Here is a 16,599-nt window from a genome sequence, read left to right as displayed (position 1 = left end):
GGAGCACGGCATGAGCATGCGTCAACGTCCACTTTCTTCCGCGCTGCGTAGTTTGCTGTTCGGTGGCAGCGCCCTGCTTCTGTGCAGCCCAGTGTTCGCGTTCGCCACCGACAATGCAGCACCGCAGGATGCTGCCGCTGCCGCGAGCAGCACGCCTGCCAGCCCAGACAAGGCCAGTGCCGACAAGGCGAAGCTGCTTGGCAACGTCACCGTGACGGCGCAGAGCCGCTCGCAGGAGATGCAGTCGGTACCGATACCGCTGCAGATCATCACCGCGAAGCAAGTGCAGACCCTGGCGGCCACCGACATCAGCAAGATGGACATTTTCGTGCCCGGTCTGGTGGTGAGTGCCGACCAGCCGACCCAGCCCTCGTATGAACTGCGCGGTATCGGTGGCAGCGGGTTCGGTGCCGGCACGGAATCCGCGGTCGGTGTCTATGTGGATGGCGTCTACGCCGCACGTACCGGCGGCGCACTGCTGGCATTCAACGACATCGCGCGGATCGAGGTGCTGAAAGGCCCGCAAGGCACTCTGTTCGGTCGCAATTCCGCTGGCGGCGCGATCTCGATCATTACCAATGAACCAAGCGACAAGTTCGAAGCCAACGCCACCCTGCGCTACGGCAACTACGGAGAGCGCTACGGCGACGCGCTGGTCAACATTCCGCTGAACAAGGACATGGCGCTGCGCGTGAGCGTGCTGGACAACCAGAGCGACGGCTGGGTCAAGGATGCCGCCACCGGCAAACACTACGGTGGCAACGACGACTGGGGCACACGCGCCGTGTATCGCTGGAACATCACGCCGGACACGCGGGTGTTGCTGTCCTGGGATCATGAGCAACTCAAGCAGGCGCCGCATCCGGCATTCGGGCTGGTCCCGCTGTCGAGCTACACACAGCTCCCGGCGCCGCTGAACGGCATGACGATACCGCCATACCCCACCGACCCGGCGACCTATGTCAACCCGTTGCATTCGCCGCTGTACAACGACGCCGTCGGCGGGGCTGAAACGCGCCGTTTCGACGGCGCCACCCTGACCGTCGACCACACCTTCAGCTGGGGTGGCTTCACGTCCACCACGGCGTGGCGCAACTTCGACACGTTCAACCTGGGCGATTACGACGGCACGAACAACTACAACACCTATCTCGACACCGCCAACATCGAGCACAGCAACAGCTGGTACCAGGAGTTCAAGCTGTCCGGCAACACCGACCTGATCGACTGGGTCGCCGGCACCAGTTTCTACCTGGAGAAGTCGCATCAAATCAGCCAGGTCGGCGTCAACACCAACTCCGTGACCACGCTGATCCTCAACAATTTCGCCAGTCAGGTAGGTTGGCCACTGGTCAACAGCCTCATTCCAACCATGCCGGAACTGGCCTCCCTGCTCGGCGACCCGTGGACCGAACAGGTCAACAACGGCCAGACCATTACCTCGTACGCGACCTATGGCGACGTGATCTGGCACCTCAACGACAAACTCAATCTAACCACCGGCGTGCGTTTCACTCTCGACCAGAAGCAATACAGTTGGCTGATTCCGCCCCGCTACGCCCCTCAGCTCGACGCGACCCTGGCCACGCTGCCACCGTCAGGCAATCCCCTTTTCGATGCTCTTGTGCTCCCCGAGTTCGAGCAAAACCTGATCTTCACTCCCGACACTGCCGGTCCGATCGGGGTGCTTACGCAAAGGAGCAGCAACTGGCGCAACGTCAGCCCGCGCGTGGTGCTGGACTACCACTTCACCCCGAACGTGATGGCCTACGGTTCCGTGACCAGGGGCTATCAGGCCGGTGGTTTCAACTTCCAGCAGGTCGGCGGAATCTACGCGCCGGAACACGTGACCAACTATGAAGGTGGGGTCAAGACCGTGTTCCCGGATCAGCACCTGTTGTTCAATGTGACCGGGTACTACTACACCTACGACAACCTTCAGGGACTGTCGCTCCAGCCGGCGCCGGCCGGTACCAATGGCGTTCCGGAATACGTGATATCCACCAGCGACCAGCACGCTCATGGACTGGAGGTCGAGCTGCAGTGGATGCCGTCTGACAATCTGCGGCTGGGCCTCAATGGCGCCTATATCGATTCGACCTACACGCATTACATCTCTACAGACAGCAAAAACCTGTCCGGCCAACCCACCGGCACTCCCTTCTTCTCCGGTGCCGCCAACCTCAGCTATACCCTGCCGAATGTATTCAACGGCAGCCTGGTCTACGACGCTGCCTACGGCTTTCGCGGCAAGACGCGCTGCAACAGCGGTTCCGGGTTTCAGGGCACCTGCCAGGTCAGTCCCAACTTCCCCGTCGGTACTGCCCAGCAGAGCGTCGACATGCGGCTGGACTGGAATGCGCCGGGCGATCACTGGGGCGTCGGCATCTTCGTCAGCAACCTGCTCGACAAGCGCTACGTCACAGGCGTCGACAATACCGCGGCACCACTGGGCTCGGCTTACGCGAACATCACGCCACCGCGCATGTGGGGCGTGGAGCTGCGCGCGAAGTTATGACGCGGGTGCCGACGCCGCCACGCAGCCTGTCCTCACACATTTCCGATGCATGAGCGCATGCTGCATCCTTCACACAAGTGCCTGCCATGACCGATTCCGCAACCGACCTCAGCCAGCGCCTGCAACTCCTGCGCACCGCCCAACGCGCCGCGCCGATGCCGGACTGGCCTGCGCGCGCCGCAAGACTGCGCACGCTGGAGAAGATGCTGCTCGAACAGCGCGAGCCTTTCGCGGTGGCGATCAATGCCGACTTCGGCTGTCGCCCGCGCGAGGAAACCGACCTGCTGGAACTCTTCCCCAGCCTCTCCGCGGTCCGCCATGCGCTCGGCCACGGCCGGCGCTGGATGAAGCCGCGGCGACGGCTGGCCGGTCTGGCGTTCCTGCCGGCACGCACCGAGCTGCGGCCGCAGCCACTCGGTGTGATCGGCATCATCGTGCCGTGGAATTACCCGCTGTATCTGGCGGTCGGCCCGCTGGTCGACGCACTGGTCGCCGGCAATCGCGCGATGCTGAAGATGAGCGAGTTCACGCCACGCTTCTCGGCACTGTTCGCCGAACAGGTGGCGCGCTATTTCCAGCCCGACGAAGTGACCGTCGTGACCGGTGATGCCGCCGTGGCGCAGGCTTTTTCCGCGCTGCCGTTCGACCACCTGCTGTTCACCGGCTCCACCGCGGTCGGTCACCATGTGATGCGCGCGGCGTCCGCCAACCTGACTCCGGTGACGCTGGAACTGGGTGGCAAGTCGCCGGCCATCATCGGGCCCGGCGCGCGTTTCGAACATGCGGTGGAACGCATCCTGTTCGGCAAGCTGGTCAATGCCGGGCAGACCTGCATCGCGCCCGACTACGTGCTGCTGCCCCGTTCGCAGGTGGCCGATTTCGTCGCTGCAGCTCGCGCTACCGCTGGCCGGCTGTACCCCAGGCTGGGCGAGAACGAGCAATACACCAGCATCGTCTCCGATCGCCAATACCAGCGCATTGCCGCGCTGCGTGACGACGCGGTTGCCGCCGGCGCGCGGGCCGAAACATTGGGTGACGAAGGCGCAGGCAACACGCAACCGCGCCGGCTGTCGCCGGTGCTGTTGACCGGTGTCAACGACACGATGACCGTGATGCAGGAAGAGATCTTCGGCCCGTTGCTGCCACTGGTGCCGTACGACAACCTGGACGAGGCGATCGCCTACGTCGCCGCGCATCCGCATCCGCTGGCGCTGTATCTGTTCGAACAGGATCAGGCGTTGATCGACCGCGTACTGGCGCGCACCGTGGCCGGTGGCGTAAGCCTCAACGACACGCTGTTCCATATCGCCCAGCATGGCCTCCCGTTCGGTGGCGTCGGCGCCTCCGGCATGGGCGGCTATCACGGCGAGGCCGGTTTCCACACGTTCTCGCATCTGAAGCCGGTGTTCCGGCAAGCCCGCTTCAACGGCGTCGGCCTGCTCAATCCACCGTACGGCGCACGCTTCAAGCGCATGCTCAGCCTGCTATTGAAACGCGGTTGAACCGGCGCGACTGAACCACGCTCCTGCTACCCTCGCGAATGCCCTGGGCACCGCCCCAGCCACGCATTCCAGACAGGTGCCGTCATGCAGTGTTTTGTCTATGCCAGCCAGCGCAAGCCGGACAGCTACCTGTGGCTGGCGCAACGCGATGCGTTCGACAGCCTGCCCGAATCGCTGGCGTTGCTGCTGGGCGAATTGCGTTTCGTGATGGAGGTGCAGCTGGACGAACAGCGCAAGCTGCCGATCGAGGACACCACGCAGGTGCTCGAGCACCTGCGCACGCAAGGCTGGCACCTGCAGCTGCCGCCAAAAGAAACGCTGGCTGCGGCCAACCACCTCGCCTATACGCACTCTCCACGGGATGAACGGGACGAATGACTCACCCGCATTAAGTCAGTCGCGTTAACACTTGGTTACCGTCTGCCTGCCCAACGATTTCTATACTGTCCGCATGACCCAGCCCAAATCGCGCCGCCGCCCGCCCCTCCTGCAAGCTCTCGCCTGGTTTCTTCCGGGGTTGATCGCCGTCGCTGCAGCCGGACTGGCGACCCATCCGCTGACCCTGATTCCGCTGCTGCTGGCCAATGCGCTGACCATGGCAGCGATTTGCCATGCGATCGGGTTTGATCCGGAACCGCACTTCGGCCGCACCGTGCTGCGTCGCGGCGCCGCGCATCTGGTGATGTTCACGGCCTACACCGCGCTGGTGTTCGTGCTGGTCGCCTGGCCGATGCTGCAACTGAGCCAGACGCCCAGCCTGGGCGCGGCGCTGCTGCTGGCGGCGGCACTGGTGCTTGCGCTGGTGGCACTGTCGCGGCTGTGGCCCGCATTCGGACTGGTGTTTGTATGGGACGACGCCTATCCGACCCAGCGCGATGGTTCGTGGATATTCACCGCCACCCTGCGCAGCATCGCTTTCGGCCGTCACCTGTCGCATGAGGAGCGTTTCTTCAGCCACTTCCTGCCCGCCGCATTGGCCCTGCTGGCGCTGGCGTTCGGTGCGATTGCACTGACCGGCCTGGTCGGCATGCTGCCGTCCGAACCGCGCATTGCCGCGCTGGCGTTGTACGGCCTCGTGCTGCTGCCGCTGGGTTGCCTGGTCATCGCCAATCGCACGCTCCGCGCACTGCTGTGCGAGCGGCACCAGCCGCGTCGGCGTAACGACCTGCTGCCGACAAAGGCTGTTGCAAGCGCTGCGCGCCCCGTGTTGAGCGAGGAAGAACGCACTGCCGGTACACCCGAACAAGCGGAAGCCTTGCTGGCCGCCACCCGCGACGGCGATATCGAACGTGCGCTGGCACTGATCGATGCCGGTGCCGATCCCGACACCGCACCCGCTGCCGGGGATCGCGACCTGCGTCCGGTGTTGATGCTGGCCGCGCTGCTGCCGGATACCCGTCTGCTGCGCGCACTGATCGCCAAAGGTGCCGATGTGAATCGCACCAGCGGCGGCCTCACACCACTGCTGGCCGCCACCCGCGACAGCTGGCATGGCCGCGCCGAGGCAGTGCTCACCCTGCTCGCCAACGGCGCCAGCCCGCTGGTCACCGATGCGGAAGGCAACACGCCTCTGCACGGCGCGGTGCTCAGCGCCGAAGCAGGCGTGGCGGCGATGCTGCTGGATGCCGCCGCACCGATCAACGCGCTGAACCAGGCCGGCATCAGTCCGCTGGCCACCGCCTGCCGCGCCGCCAACTGGCCGCTGGCGAAATTCCTGCTGGAACACGGCGCCAAGCCCACGCCGGCTGATGGCGAACCCGCCTTGGTTGCCGCCGCCGGCATCGCCGATGACGATGCCACCGGCGTCAAATTGCTGCTCAAGCATCGGGCCACGGTGAACGCAGTCGATGCACGCCATCGACACGCGCTGCTGAATGCAGCCGCGGAAGGCCACGAACAGATCGCCCGCGCGCTGTGTGCCGCCGGCGCCGACGTCAACCTGGCCGACCAGCACGGCAGCACGGCACTGATGGAGGCCGCTCGTGCCGGCGCCGGCGGCATCGTGCAGTTGCTGGCCGAAGGACAGCCCGACGCACGTGCACGCGACCTGCACGGCCGTGACGCGCTCACCCTCGCCTGTCAGTCGCCGCATGCACATGGTGAAACCGTATGCGCCCTGCTCGCGCTGGGTGCCGAGCCAAAGGCAGCCGGCAGCGATGGCCGCAGCGCACTCGACCACGCCGCCGCTGCTGGGCGCTGGGATCTGGTTGCCTTGCTCGATCCGGATACGCCCTTGCCGGCCAGCCTCAGTCGCGATCTGCTGGCCGAAGGCGAGGACACACCGGCACACCTGCTCGACGCGTTGCGCTTCGGGCACTGGGCGATCGTGTCGAGCTTTGCCGAGCGTGTGCGTGAATGGCCACAGGCACAGCTGGCACAGCTCTACCTCGATCTGGCCACGCCCGGTCTTACCGCCGCGCGTCGCTGGCTGCTCGAGCGCGGTCTCGACGCCGAGGCGCGACTGGAAGCACCGCGGCTCGATGACGCCGAAACCGGCGAGACACCTGCCTTGCCGCCGCTAGGCCGGCGCCTGTTCGATGCCTTGTTGCTGCAGCTGCCGAATTCGACCGAGGCACTCGACGATCTGCTGCAGGCCGGCGCCAGCCCGGCCGGCGCCGGCCTGCTGGCCCAGACCTTGTCGCGACTGAACGGTGCAGCCCAAGGCGCTGCGTTGCCGCTGAACCTGCTTGAGCGTGGCGCCGATCCGTTTGGCCCGGATGCACGCGAGCGCACCCCGTTGCATCTCGCTGTAGTCAACGCCCAGCTCGACCTGCTGCAGGCACTGCTGGCGCGCGGCTGCGATCCGAATACGCGCGATCGTGACAACCGCACCCCGTTGTTTGCCGCGCTCGAGCATGGCGCACAGGCACTCCCGCTGGTGCGCACGCTGATCGCGCATGGCGCCAACCCTGAAGCGGCCGACGCCAATGGCGAAACACCGCTGGGACTGGCACTGGAACACCCGGCGGTGGAGCGCTGGCTGGACTGGCGCGACTGGCCACGACCGAACCGCCCGCTGCGAGCGGAAGATCTTCCCGCGGCCGCGACCGCCGGCGCGCTGACCACGGTGCAACGTCTGCTGGAGCTGGGTTTCCCGGTCGACACGCGCGACGAGCAGGGTGCCTCGGCGTTGCTGCGCGCCTGCGGTGCCGGACACCGCGAGATCGCCGCCAGCCTGCTCACTGCCGGGGCCGATGCCTCACAGAGCGCAAGCAGCGGCGTGACACCGCTGGCCGCGGCAGTAGCAGCACGGCGCGAGGCGCTGGTCGAACTGCTGCTGGAACACCACATTGCCGCCGACCAGCGGCTGCCGAACGATGCCACCGCGCTGATGGTGGCGACCGCAATGGGTTACCCGGAAATCGCCGAGCGCCTGCTGGATGCCGGTGCCGACGTCAACGCCGTCGATGCGAATGGCCGCAGCGCGCTGCATGCCGCCGCGCAGTTCGGCTTCGAGCACAGCGACAGTCTGCGTGCACGCCGGCTGTTCGACGGCCTGCTCAAGCGCGGTGCCGACATCAACCATGCCGACAACGAAGGCAAGACTCCGTTGCTGCTGCTGCTGGGCGCACAACTTCGCCCCGGCAGCGAATGCGATGCCACTCACATCGGTGCGCTGGTGCCGTTGTTGCTGGAAGCCGGCGCCAAGGTCGAGCACGCCGACCAACGCGGCGTCACCGCGTTGCACGCCTGCGCCATGCATGCACTGCTGCCGCCGGCACGCGTGCTGCTGTCGCGCGGCGCCGACCGTGCGGCGGCCGATGCCTTCGGCCGCACGGCTGCCGACGTGGCGCGCCAGCTTGGCTATATCGATATCGCGCACGAACTGGCTGCCCGCAGCAACGTGGTTCCGAGTGTGCGGCAGACCTTGCGTCAGCCAGCGCAACCCGCCGAATAGGCTGACAGCCCGGTATCGGCAGCGTCTGCCAACGGCGGGCGCCGCCGCAGTGCACGCCACGCACTCACCACCTGTGCGGTTTCGATTTCATCGACTCGCCGGATGGCCGGCAGGCCGCCGAGGACCACGACCTCGCTGCCCGCTCCGCTGCGTGGTGTCCACAGCTCCGGCTCACGCGAACCCATCAGTACCACCAACGGGCAACCCATGGCGGCAGCCAGATGGGCTGGACCGGTATCCACCGAAACCATGCTGCTGGCGATCTCCAGCAGTGCTTTCAGGCGGCCAAGCGGCAAGACGCCAGCTTCGATCCTGGATGATCGCGCATCCGTGACCGACAGCAAGGTGTCGAGGTAGCCCGCTTCGGCCGACGAGCCACAAAACAGCACCTGCGCCTGCGGCATGCGGCAACTGATGGCGCGCGCCAGTGCAGCCCAACGCTCGGCCGGCCAGGACTTGTCGTCGTCCTCGGCGGCACGCACCCCGTTCCAGCGCATGGTGCGCTTGTTGGCCGGCTGCAGCAGCACCAATGGGCGGCCGCTATAACCTTTCGCGCCCAGCCATGCATCCCGCTCGGCGCGTTCGGCCGCGCTGGCATAAAGCTGCGGCGCGGCACGAACCGGTGCCGCCAGCGGCCGGCAAAGACTGCGGAACGCGGTCGGTGTGGTGTCGCCAAAGCGCAGCAGCAGATCCACCCAGTGCTCGTGCTCGATCAGCGGAATGTCTTCGATGAACGTGCAGTGCTCGGCCGGCACACCGGCCAGCTCAAGCATCGGGCGAATCTTGGTGCGCGTGCGCTCGACCGGTTCGCTGATGTAAAACGGCGATCCGCGCAGTCGTCGCAATGCCATCGCCGCACGCCAGCGCTGCGGACGCATCCAGATCGGCCCGGCATGCGAGTTCAGCGGAATGCAGCTGCCCACTTCCGGCTGTGCCGAATAGAGTGCCGGCGACCAGTCACCCAGGGCCAGCAGCTGGCAAGGCTGGCCATAGCGCTGGTGCAACTTGCGCAACAAGGGCTGCAGCAGGATCGTGTCACCAAGCCGGCCGAAACGGATGACGACGGGACCGGTCGGCGCGGAAGGCTGATTCGTAGGCATGTTTCCAAGCAACGCCGGAATTCGCATGCGGTTGACGCAGCGTACGCCGGTCCCCAGTCGATTTCACCACTGTCGACGGACTAGTGGGGGTCAATCGGGACCTGCCAGCGGCACATCGGCATCGCGCTGGCGGATCCTTGCAGCGGCGGGTTCGGCGTCGGCCTCGAACAGTTTCTCCAGGTCGGCAAGTGCTTCGCGTGTGGTCTGCACCAGCTTCGCCTCGTCGTCGTAGACCGCGTACTGCAGCTTGATCAACTCCGCGTCCTGGCGGCGGAAACGCTCCACCTGATCGGCCGCCAGCTCGGGCGCCAGGCCTAGCGCTTCCAGTGCCTTGCGGGTCATCTTGAGGCTGGAATACAGGGTCTCGCGCACCGGGTCGTCGATGCCCAGATCCATCAACCGCCACACGTGCTGACGGTTGCGTGCGCGCGCGATGATCTTCAGGTGCGGATACTGCCTGCGTACCACCCGCGCCACACGCAGGCTCGATTCGGGATCGTCGCTGGCCAGCACGAACACCTCGGCCTTGTCCGCCTGCGCGGCACGCAGCAACTCCGGCCGCGCCGGGTCGCCGTAGAAGATGTCCGTGACGTTGCCGAAGCGGTGGATCAGATCGAGCTGCTCCACTGAGTGATCCAGTGCCACGAACGGGATGCCTTGCGCGCGCAGCACACGGGCGACGATCTGTCCCATGCGGCCGTAACCGGCAATGATCACTCGCGGCGTGTGAGTGTCGATCGTGTCGTACGGACGCGTCGGCTTTCTCGACTTGCCACCCAGCAGCTTAGCCACCCATGCCACCAGCAACGGCGTCAGCGCCATCGAGAGGGTGATCGCGAGTACTAGCAGGCTGCCTTCTCGCGGACTGAGCAACTGCTGTCCGGTGGCCAGCTTCAACACCACGAAGGCGAACTCGCCGCCGCAGGCCAGCAGTACCGCCAGTCGCAGCGCATCGGTGCGATCAAGCTCGCCAAGCAGTCGTCCCAGCGGCCACAGCAACACACCTTTCAGCAGCATCAGCCCAACCACCAACTGCAGCACCAGCAGTGGCTGATTCAGCAGCAGGGACAAATCCATCGACATGCCGACACTGATGAAGAACAGCCCCAGCAGCAGGCCCTTGAACGGCTCGATATGCGATTCGAGTTCGTGCCGGTATTCCGAATCGGCCAGCAGCACGCCGGCAAGAAACGCTCCCAGGGTGGTCGAGACATGCGCCAGCTCCATCAGCAGCGCAGTCCCCATCACCACCAGCAGGGCCGTCGCGGTGGACACCTCCACCGAGTCGGCACGCGCCACGAAACGGAACACCTGGCGCAGCAGATAGCGACCACCGACCATCACCAGCGCGATCACCACGATCGTGCGCAACATCGCCAACAGGTCGATGCCGTGCGCCGACGACGAACTCGCCAGCAACGGCACCGCCGCGATCAGCGGGATCGCCGCCAGATCCTGGAACAGCAGGATCGCGAAGGCCTGGCGCCCATAGGCCGAACCAGCCTCCTTGCGCTCGCCGAGTATCTGCAGGCCAAACGCGGTGGACGACAGCGCCAGGCTGCCGCCGATGATGGCCGCCGCGCTGCCGGACAGTCCGAACAGGAAATAGGCCGCCGCGCCAATCGCCAGACTGCAGCTCAGCACCTGCAACAAGCCGGTGCCGAACACCGAACGACGCATCACCCACAATCGCTGCGGCGACAGCTCCAGGCCGATCACGAACAACATCAGCACCACGCCGAATTCGGAGATCGTCGCGACCCCTTCGGTATCACTGACCAGACCCAGCAACTGCGGCCCGATCACCACGCCGGCCAGCAGATAGCCCAACACCGAGCCCAGCCGAAAGCGCTTGGTCAGCGGCACGGCGATCACCGTGGCGAGCAGGAACACCACCGCGGTCTGCAGAAAATGATGGCTGTCCACGCGTGCGCCGCTCCGGTCGGGGAGGCTCGATTATTCCACGCGACCCGTGTCTGTGCGGGTCGCGCAGATCACGCTGGATGCCTGCGGGGACTCGCGAGGCAATACCGGCTTCTTCGGCACGTCCAGCGGTCGCCGAAGCTGCTGACCATGATCAGTGGCCGGCCGTTTCGCGCAACCATTCACGGAACATCTCGACCGCTGCAACATCCGGCCGCCCAGAGGGCGTCACCAGGTAATAGCTGCCGCGCGAGTGCACCGCCATTTTGCCGACCCGCACCAGCGTGCCGGCCTTGATGGCGTCGGCCGCCAGCAGGCTGCGTGCCAGGACCACTCCGTGCCCTGCCTCAGCCGCCTGCAGCGAAAGCGCCGAATCGTTGAAGACCGAACCGAATGCATGACCCGCCGTCGTGGCACCGATCTCCTTTAACCAGTCTTCCCACGGGTGGAAGTCGTCGCGCAGCAGCAGACAGCGGCGCAGATCCGCCCAGCGACGCACTTTCATGCGCGCCAGATAGGCCGGTGACGCCACCGGGAAGATTTCTTCGTCAAACAGTTTTTCACTGCGCATACCCGGCCATCGACCGCCGCCGAAGCGAATGCCCAGATCGATTTCTTCTGCAGCCAGATCGACCACCGCCGAGGTGGCGCGCAGCCTGAAATCAACCGTCGGGTGTTGCTGCAGGAACACACCAAGCCGCGGCATCAACCAGCGGCTGACCAGCGAGGGAGGCGCCGTTACCGACAGGCGGGTCGCATCCTGCACGCGGATGGATTCGCTGGCCACCGAGAGTTGCTGCAAGGCATGACGGACCGCCACCATCAGGCGCTCGCCTGCCGGCGTCAGCGCCACGTCGTGCCGATTGCGCACGAAAAGCCGGGTGGCATGGAACGACTCGAGCGCCCTGACCTGATGACTGACCGCACTCGCCGTGAGATGCAATTCCTCGGCCGTGCGCGTGAAGTGGCGAAGCCGGCCCAACGCCTCGAACGTGCGCAGGGTATGCATCGGCGGCAGCAGATATTTCATCGTTGAATCGCATTCATCGCATGGTGAGGAATCATCACTTCACGGCACATGGCGCGCATCCAATACTAGCGTGCACATTCGACGGAATACCCGGAAACCCTCATGAGCGCCATGCGTCGCCTGCTGTTTCTGCTCTTTCTATCCGGCCTCGGTGCGACGGCGTTGCCCGCCAGCGCCGCAACGCTCACGCACGGCTGGCAAAACGTGGACGGCATCCATCTGTTCTATCGCGAGGGCGGCGACCCGAAGGCCCCGACCATCCTGTTCCTGCCCGGCAACCCGCTGTCGTCGATCCAGTACGTGAAGGTGATGGAGGATCTGGTGGCGACGCAGCCCGTGCATGTCGTGTCGATCGACTATCCCTCGTTCGGCTATTCCGATGCGCCCGATCGCAAGACCTATGCGTACACGTTTGATCATGTGGCCGCGACGGTGCATGATTTTCTGAAGGCGCGCGGCATCACGCAGTACGGACTCTTCATGCAGGACTACGGTGTCCCGGTCGGCTTCCGGCTGGTCAGCGCCGAGCCGCAGGCGATCACCGCGCTCATCGTGCAGAACGGCGTCATCCATCTGGACGGCTTTCCCTCCGCGCAGGACCCGCAGGGCGAATTGCGACAGCATTGGCTGCATCGCAATGCCGCCGTCGATGCGCGCCGCGCCAGCTACGCCAAATCACTCGGCTACCCGCGCGCCGTCGGCTGGAGCGACGATGAAGACATCAGTCCGGATGTGCTGCTGCAGGCAACCACGGCCGAGCAGCGACCGGGCGTGATCGAGGCGCGCAACGACCTGTGGTTCGACTACGGCAACAACGTCGCGCGCTATCCCGCATGGCAGGCCCAGCTCAGGAAACTGAAGATTCCCGTGCTGGTGCTGTGGGGCAGCCATGATGACTTCTTCACCACACCCGGGGCTTTCGCCTACCTGCGCGATGCGCCGCAGGCGGAGATACATGTTCTCGATGCGGGCCACTTCGCCACGCTGCAGATACCCGATGAAATCGCGCGGCTTGTGTCCGACTTCCTGGCACGCCATCCAGGGATGCAGCCTCCGACCGGCCCAGCCGTGCCTTGACGGTCGCCCATGAAAAACGGGCCGGCATGATGCCGGCCCGTTTCGTGTTTCATGCCACCATGACGGCCTACTTGTTCGGCGCGTCCTTCAGGCCGCGGTTGATCAGCATCGGCTCGATGCTCGGATCCTGGCCACGCCAGTCCTTGTACAGCTTCGCCAGTTCCACGGTGTTGCCGCGCGACAGGATCATGGCGCGGAAACGGTCACCGTTCTCGCGGGTCAGGCCACCATGGTCCTTGAAGCCGATGAAGGCATCGTCGGCCAGCATCTGTGTCCACAGATAGGCGTAGTAGCCGGCGGCATAGCCGTTGCTCCAGATGTGCTGGAAGTAGCTGGAACGGTAGCGCGGCGGTACATAACTGAGATCGATGTTGTCCTTCTTCAGCGCAGCCGTCTCGAACTGATCGGCATCCTGCAGCGGAGCATCGGCACCGAGCATGTGCCAGTTCATGTCGAGCAGGGCTGCGGCAGTCAGCTCGGTCATGCCGTAGCCCGAGTTGAACTTGCCGGCCTTCTTCATCTTGTCGACCAGGGCCTGCGGCATCGGCTCGCCGGTCTTGTAGTTCTTCGCGTAATTGGCGAACACCTTCGGATCGGTCGCCCAGTGCTCGTTGAACTGCGACGGGAACTCGACGAAGTCGCGTGCCGTGGCGGTGCCGGACAGGGTCGGATACTGCTCGTCGGCAAAGATGCCGTGCAGGCCATGGCCGAACTCGTGGAACATGGTGACCACGTCGTCAAGCGACAGCAGCGCAGGCTGGCCGGCGGCCGGCTTGCTGAAGTTGGCCACGTTGTAGATCACCGGCTTGGTGCCCAGCAGCTTGGACTGGCCGACGAAGTTGTCCATCCAGGCGCCGCCGTTCTTGTTGTCGCGCTTGAAGTAGTCGCAGTAGAACAGCGCAATCGACTTGCCGTCCTTGTCGAACACCTCGAACACGCGCACGTCCGGCTGGTACACCGGGATGTCCTTGCGCTCCTTGAAGGTCAGCCCGTACAGCTGGTTGGCGGCATAGAACACGCCGTTCTGCAATACATTGTCGAGTTCGAAATACGGCTTGATCTGACCCTCGTCCAGATCGTACTTGGCCTTGCGTACCTGCTCGGCGTAGTAGTTCCAGTCCCACGGCTCCAGCTTGAAGCTGGGCTGCTTGAGTGCGGCCTGGTCCTTGTCGATCTGCGCCTGGATGTCGGCGGCTTCCTTGTTCGCGCGGGTCACTGCAGCCGGTGCCAGCTTGTCCATGAAGGACATCGCCGTTTCCGGGGTCTTCGCCATCTGGTCGTCCAGCTTCCACGCTGCGTAGTTCGGGAAGCCGACCAGCTTGGCCTGTGCCGCACGGATCTGCGCGAGACGTTCGATAATCTTGCGGGTGTCGTTGGCGTCGCCCTTCTCGGCACGGTTCCACGACGCCTGGAACAGCGCCTTGCGGGTATCGCGATCGCTCAGATCCTGCAGCTCGGGCTGCTGCGTGGTGTTCTGCAGCGTCAGCACGTACTTGCCGTCAAGCTTGCGATCCTTGGCAGCCTGCTCGGCGGCAGCGATCTCGGCATCGGACAGGCCGGCCAGCCTGGCCTTGTCATCGACCACCACGGCGGCATCCTTGGTGGCTGCCAGCAGCTTGTTGGTGAATTCCGTGCTGAGCGTCGATTCTTCCTTGTTGAGATCCTTCAGCTTGGCCTTGTCGGTCTCGGACAGCTTGGCGCCGGCATGCACGAAATCCTTGTAGACGACTTCGACCAGGCGTGCCGACTCCGGATCGAGCTTGAGCGTGTCGCGCTGGTTGTAGACCGCCTCGACACGCTGGAACAGCTTGTCGTTGAGGTAGATCGCATCCTGATGGGCAGCCAGCTTGGGCGCTTCGTCTTCCTGCACCTTCTGCAACGCATCGTCGGTGTTGGCACCGGTGACGGCAACGAACACTTGCAGCACGCGGGTCAGCATGACGCCGGACTTCTCCATCGCCACATAGGTGTTTTCGAACGTCGGCGCATCCGGGTTGTCCGCGATCGTCTCGATCTCGGCCAAATGCTGTTTCATGCCTTCCTCGATCGCCGGCTGGTAATCCGCATCGTGGATCTTGTCGAACGGCGGCGCCTGGTACGGCAGCGTGCTGGCGTCGAAGAACGGGTTGCTGGTCATGGCAGTGGCGACCGGTGCGGCGCTGCTGGCGGGAGCCGCCGTGGCAGCTTTTGCGGGTGATGTGGCGGCATCATTCGGCTGTTGCGAACAGGCGGCGAGCGCCATCGTGGTAGCAATCACAATCAAGCGGAGACGGAGCATCTGGCTTCCCCAAGTGGCGCGTCCGTGATCGGACACAGTAAGTCGGAACTTCCGACTGTACCCATTCCGAGGCAGTTTCTCCAAGCCCACAAGTCATGCCGGCAATGCCGCTGGCTCAGGCAGCCCGCATGTCGCGCAGCTGCCACGCCGCGCCGATCAGCAGATACAGCCGCTGCCGCACCACGCTCATGGGCAGCTCGGTCACCAGATCGACCTCGGTATGCAGGTCGGCGACCCTGGCGCTCACCTGCGCCGCGGGGTCGGTGGTGCCCAGCGCGGTATCCACCGCATCGGGATCCGGTTGTGCCGCACGCCAGCGCTTGAAAAGGTCGTCGCCACGCAATGCTTGCTGCAACGCGACAGCAAAGTCGTTCGGACCGGCGCCGTCATAGGCAAAGCGCGGATCGGCGCCACGCGCATGCGCCAGATCGGCGATCGAAAGGAAGTAGTGGTTACGAGCCATGTTGCCTCCGTCGAGGGAAATCCACGCCATCCAAGCACAGCAGATGTGAAGCTCAGTCCAAGGCCGCCACGGCGGCATGCAGGTACGCGGCCGCCACCACTGGTGCCACCCCATGCGGAAGCACGCCGAGACACGGTGCCGGCAGCAGTTCGCGCAGGGTCATCAGATTCTCTTCCAGCGCGCCCATGTCCGGATCAATACAGTTGGCGATCCAGCCGAGCAGACGACAACCGTCCGCATCGATCGCCCGCGCACTGAGCAGCGCATGGTTGAGGCAACCCAGCCGCAGACCGACCACCAGGATCACCGGCAGCCGCCATTGCTTCGCAATATCCGCCGCAAACAGCCCCGGCGCCAGCGGCACCAGCCAGCCGCCGACGCCTTCGACCACCACGCGTTGATGGCTGCCAACGAGCTGCTCGAAGGCGCGATGCAGCGGCGCCAGCGAAATCTCGATGCCATCGTGGGCCGCTGCCAGATGTGGCGACAGCGGATCGCGCAATGCGACCGGGTTGATCAACGAATACGGCTGCACAGCACTGCTGGCGACCTGCAGCGCCAGCGCATCGTCGTTGCGCAGGCCTTCCGGCGTCTCCATGCAGCCGCTGGCCACCGGCTTCATGCCGCAGGCGGTATATCCGGCTGCACGCAACGCATGCAAGAGCGTGCACGCCGCATGGGTCTTGCCGATACCGGTATCGGTGCCGGCGATGAAGACGCTGCGGTTGATCTCGGACAAGTCCAATCCCATGTTCGATGAAGTTCATGGCGATCCGTTCGACCATCGCCACTTGCAAGCCTGCCCGGATC

11 protein-coding genes are annotated in these 16,599 nt (G+C 64.9%); 5 read left to right on the top strand and 6 right to left on the bottom strand.

The features are described 5' to 3' along the window. Positions 1-10: 10 nt before the first annotated feature. The 4 genes from B0E51_RS10600 (at position 11) to B0E51_RS10585 (ending at position 7,918) form a co-directional block, all read left to right on the top strand. Positions 11-2,518 carry a TonB-dependent receptor gene (locus B0E51_RS10600; RefSeq protein ID WP_077444870.1) on the top strand — a complete coding sequence of 836 codons (2,508 nt, stop codon included), beginning with the start codon at positions 11-13 and terminating at the stop codon, positions 2,516-2,518. A gap of 86 nt (positions 2,519-2,604) precedes the next feature. After that, positions 2,605-4,020 (top strand): coniferyl aldehyde dehydrogenase, encoded by a 1,416-nt coding sequence (locus B0E51_RS10595; RefSeq protein WP_077444869.1) that lies wholly within the window; start codon positions 2,605-2,607, stop codon positions 4,018-4,020. Positions 4,021-4,104: 84 nt separating this feature from the next. After that, positions 4,105-4,398 carry a YcgL domain-containing protein gene (locus tag B0E51_RS10590; protein WP_077444868.1) on the top strand — a complete coding sequence of 98 codons (294 nt, stop codon included), beginning with the start codon at positions 4,105-4,107 and terminating at the stop codon, positions 4,396-4,398. A 73-nt stretch (positions 4,399-4,471) separates the two neighbouring features. Then, positions 4,472-7,918, top strand: a complete 3,447-nt coding sequence (locus B0E51_RS10585) for an ankyrin repeat domain-containing protein (RefSeq protein WP_077445006.1) — start codon at positions 4,472-4,474, stop codon at positions 7,916-7,918. On the opposite strand, the gene B0E51_RS10580 is transcribed toward B0E51_RS10585, so the two are convergent. The 3 genes from B0E51_RS10580 to B0E51_RS10570 all read right to left on the bottom strand — a co-directional run bounded on the left by B0E51_RS10580 (position 7,894) and on the right by B0E51_RS10570 (position 11,971). Then, a complete protein-coding gene (locus B0E51_RS10580; RefSeq protein WP_077444867.1) occupies positions 7,894-9,018 on the bottom strand; it encodes a glycosyltransferase family 9 protein in 1,125 nt (374 codons plus the stop codon). The two genes, B0E51_RS10585 and B0E51_RS10580, sit on opposite strands and share 25 nt — an antisense overlap. Before the next feature lie 90 nt (positions 9,019-9,108). Beyond that, entirely contained in the window at positions 9,109-10,944 is a 1,836-nt protein-coding gene (locus B0E51_RS10575) for a monovalent cation:proton antiporter-2 (CPA2) family protein (protein ID WP_077444866.1), read from the bottom strand. Between the two features lie 151 nt (positions 10,945-11,095). Next, on the bottom strand, positions 11,096-11,971 hold the full coding sequence (locus tag B0E51_RS10570) for a LysR substrate-binding domain-containing protein (protein ID WP_077444865.1): 876 nt from the start codon (positions 11,969-11,971) through the stop codon (positions 11,096-11,098). 102 nt (positions 11,972-12,073) lie between these two features. On the opposite strand from B0E51_RS10570, the gene B0E51_RS10565 reads away from it, so the two are divergent. Further along, positions 12,074-13,048: an alpha/beta hydrolase gene (locus B0E51_RS10565; protein ID WP_077444864.1), complete on the top strand. Its 975-nt coding sequence runs from the start codon at positions 12,074-12,076 to the stop codon at positions 13,046-13,048. 67 nt (positions 13,049-13,115) lie between these two features. Here the strand turns inward: B0E51_RS10565 and dcp are convergent, their stop codons facing one another. From dcp to bioD, 3 genes are all read right to left on the bottom strand, one after another. Next, positions 13,116-15,326 (bottom strand): peptidyl-dipeptidase Dcp, encoded by a 2,211-nt coding sequence (gene dcp, locus B0E51_RS10560; RefSeq protein ID WP_077444863.1) that lies wholly within the window; start codon positions 15,324-15,326, stop codon positions 13,116-13,118. 115 nt (positions 15,327-15,441) lie between these two features. Next, positions 15,442-15,789, bottom strand: coding sequence for a hypothetical protein (locus tag B0E51_RS10555; RefSeq protein ID WP_077445005.1), 348 nt, complete (start codon positions 15,787-15,789; stop codon positions 15,442-15,444). 52 nt (positions 15,790-15,841) lie between these two features. Then, positions 15,842-16,519: a dethiobiotin synthase gene (gene bioD, locus B0E51_RS10550; protein ID WP_077445004.1), complete on the bottom strand. Its 678-nt coding sequence runs from the start codon at positions 16,517-16,519 to the stop codon at positions 15,842-15,844. Between the last annotated feature and the right edge of the window lie 80 nt (positions 16,520-16,599).

It is taken from the genome of Rhodanobacter sp. C05 (assembly GCF_002001165.1).
GTDB lineage: Bacteria > Pseudomonadota > Gammaproteobacteria > Xanthomonadales > Rhodanobacteraceae > Rhodanobacter.
Note: the sequence above shows the minus strand (reverse complement) of the source record. Positions and strands in the feature narration are given on the sequence as shown.

Bases quoted from the DNA above. Each gene is read 5' to 3' on its own strand.
- B0E51_RS10595 (WP_077444869.1), top strand. From the start codon at position 2,605: ATGACCGATTCCGCAACCGACCTCAGCCAGCGCCTGCAACTCCTGCGC.
- B0E51_RS10555 (WP_077445005.1), bottom strand. From the start codon at position 15,789: ATGGCTCGTAACCACTACTTCCTTTCGATCGCCGATCTGGCGCATGCG.
- B0E51_RS10585 (WP_077445006.1), top strand. From the start codon at position 4,472: ATGACCCAGCCCAAATCGCGCCGCCGCCCGCCCCTCCTGCAAGCTCTC.
- B0E51_RS10590 (WP_077444868.1), top strand. From the start codon at position 4,105: ATGCAGTGTTTTGTCTATGCCAGCCAGCGCAAGCCGGACAGCTACCTG.
- B0E51_RS10580 (WP_077444867.1), bottom strand. From the start codon at position 9,018: ATGCCTACGAATCAGCCTTCCGCGCCGACCGGTCCCGTCGTCATCCGT.
- B0E51_RS10565 (WP_077444864.1), top strand. From the start codon at position 12,074: ATGAGCGCCATGCGTCGCCTGCTGTTTCTGCTCTTTCTATCCGGCCTC.
- B0E51_RS10600 (WP_077444870.1), top strand. From the start codon at position 11: ATGAGCATGCGTCAACGTCCACTTTCTTCCGCGCTGCGTAGTTTGCTG.
- B0E51_RS10570 (WP_077444865.1), bottom strand. From the start codon at position 11,971: ATGAAATATCTGCTGCCGCCGATGCATACCCTGCGCACGTTCGAGGCG.
- dcp (WP_077444863.1), bottom strand. From the start codon at position 15,326: ATGCTCCGTCTCCGCTTGATTGTGATTGCTACCACGATGGCGCTCGCC.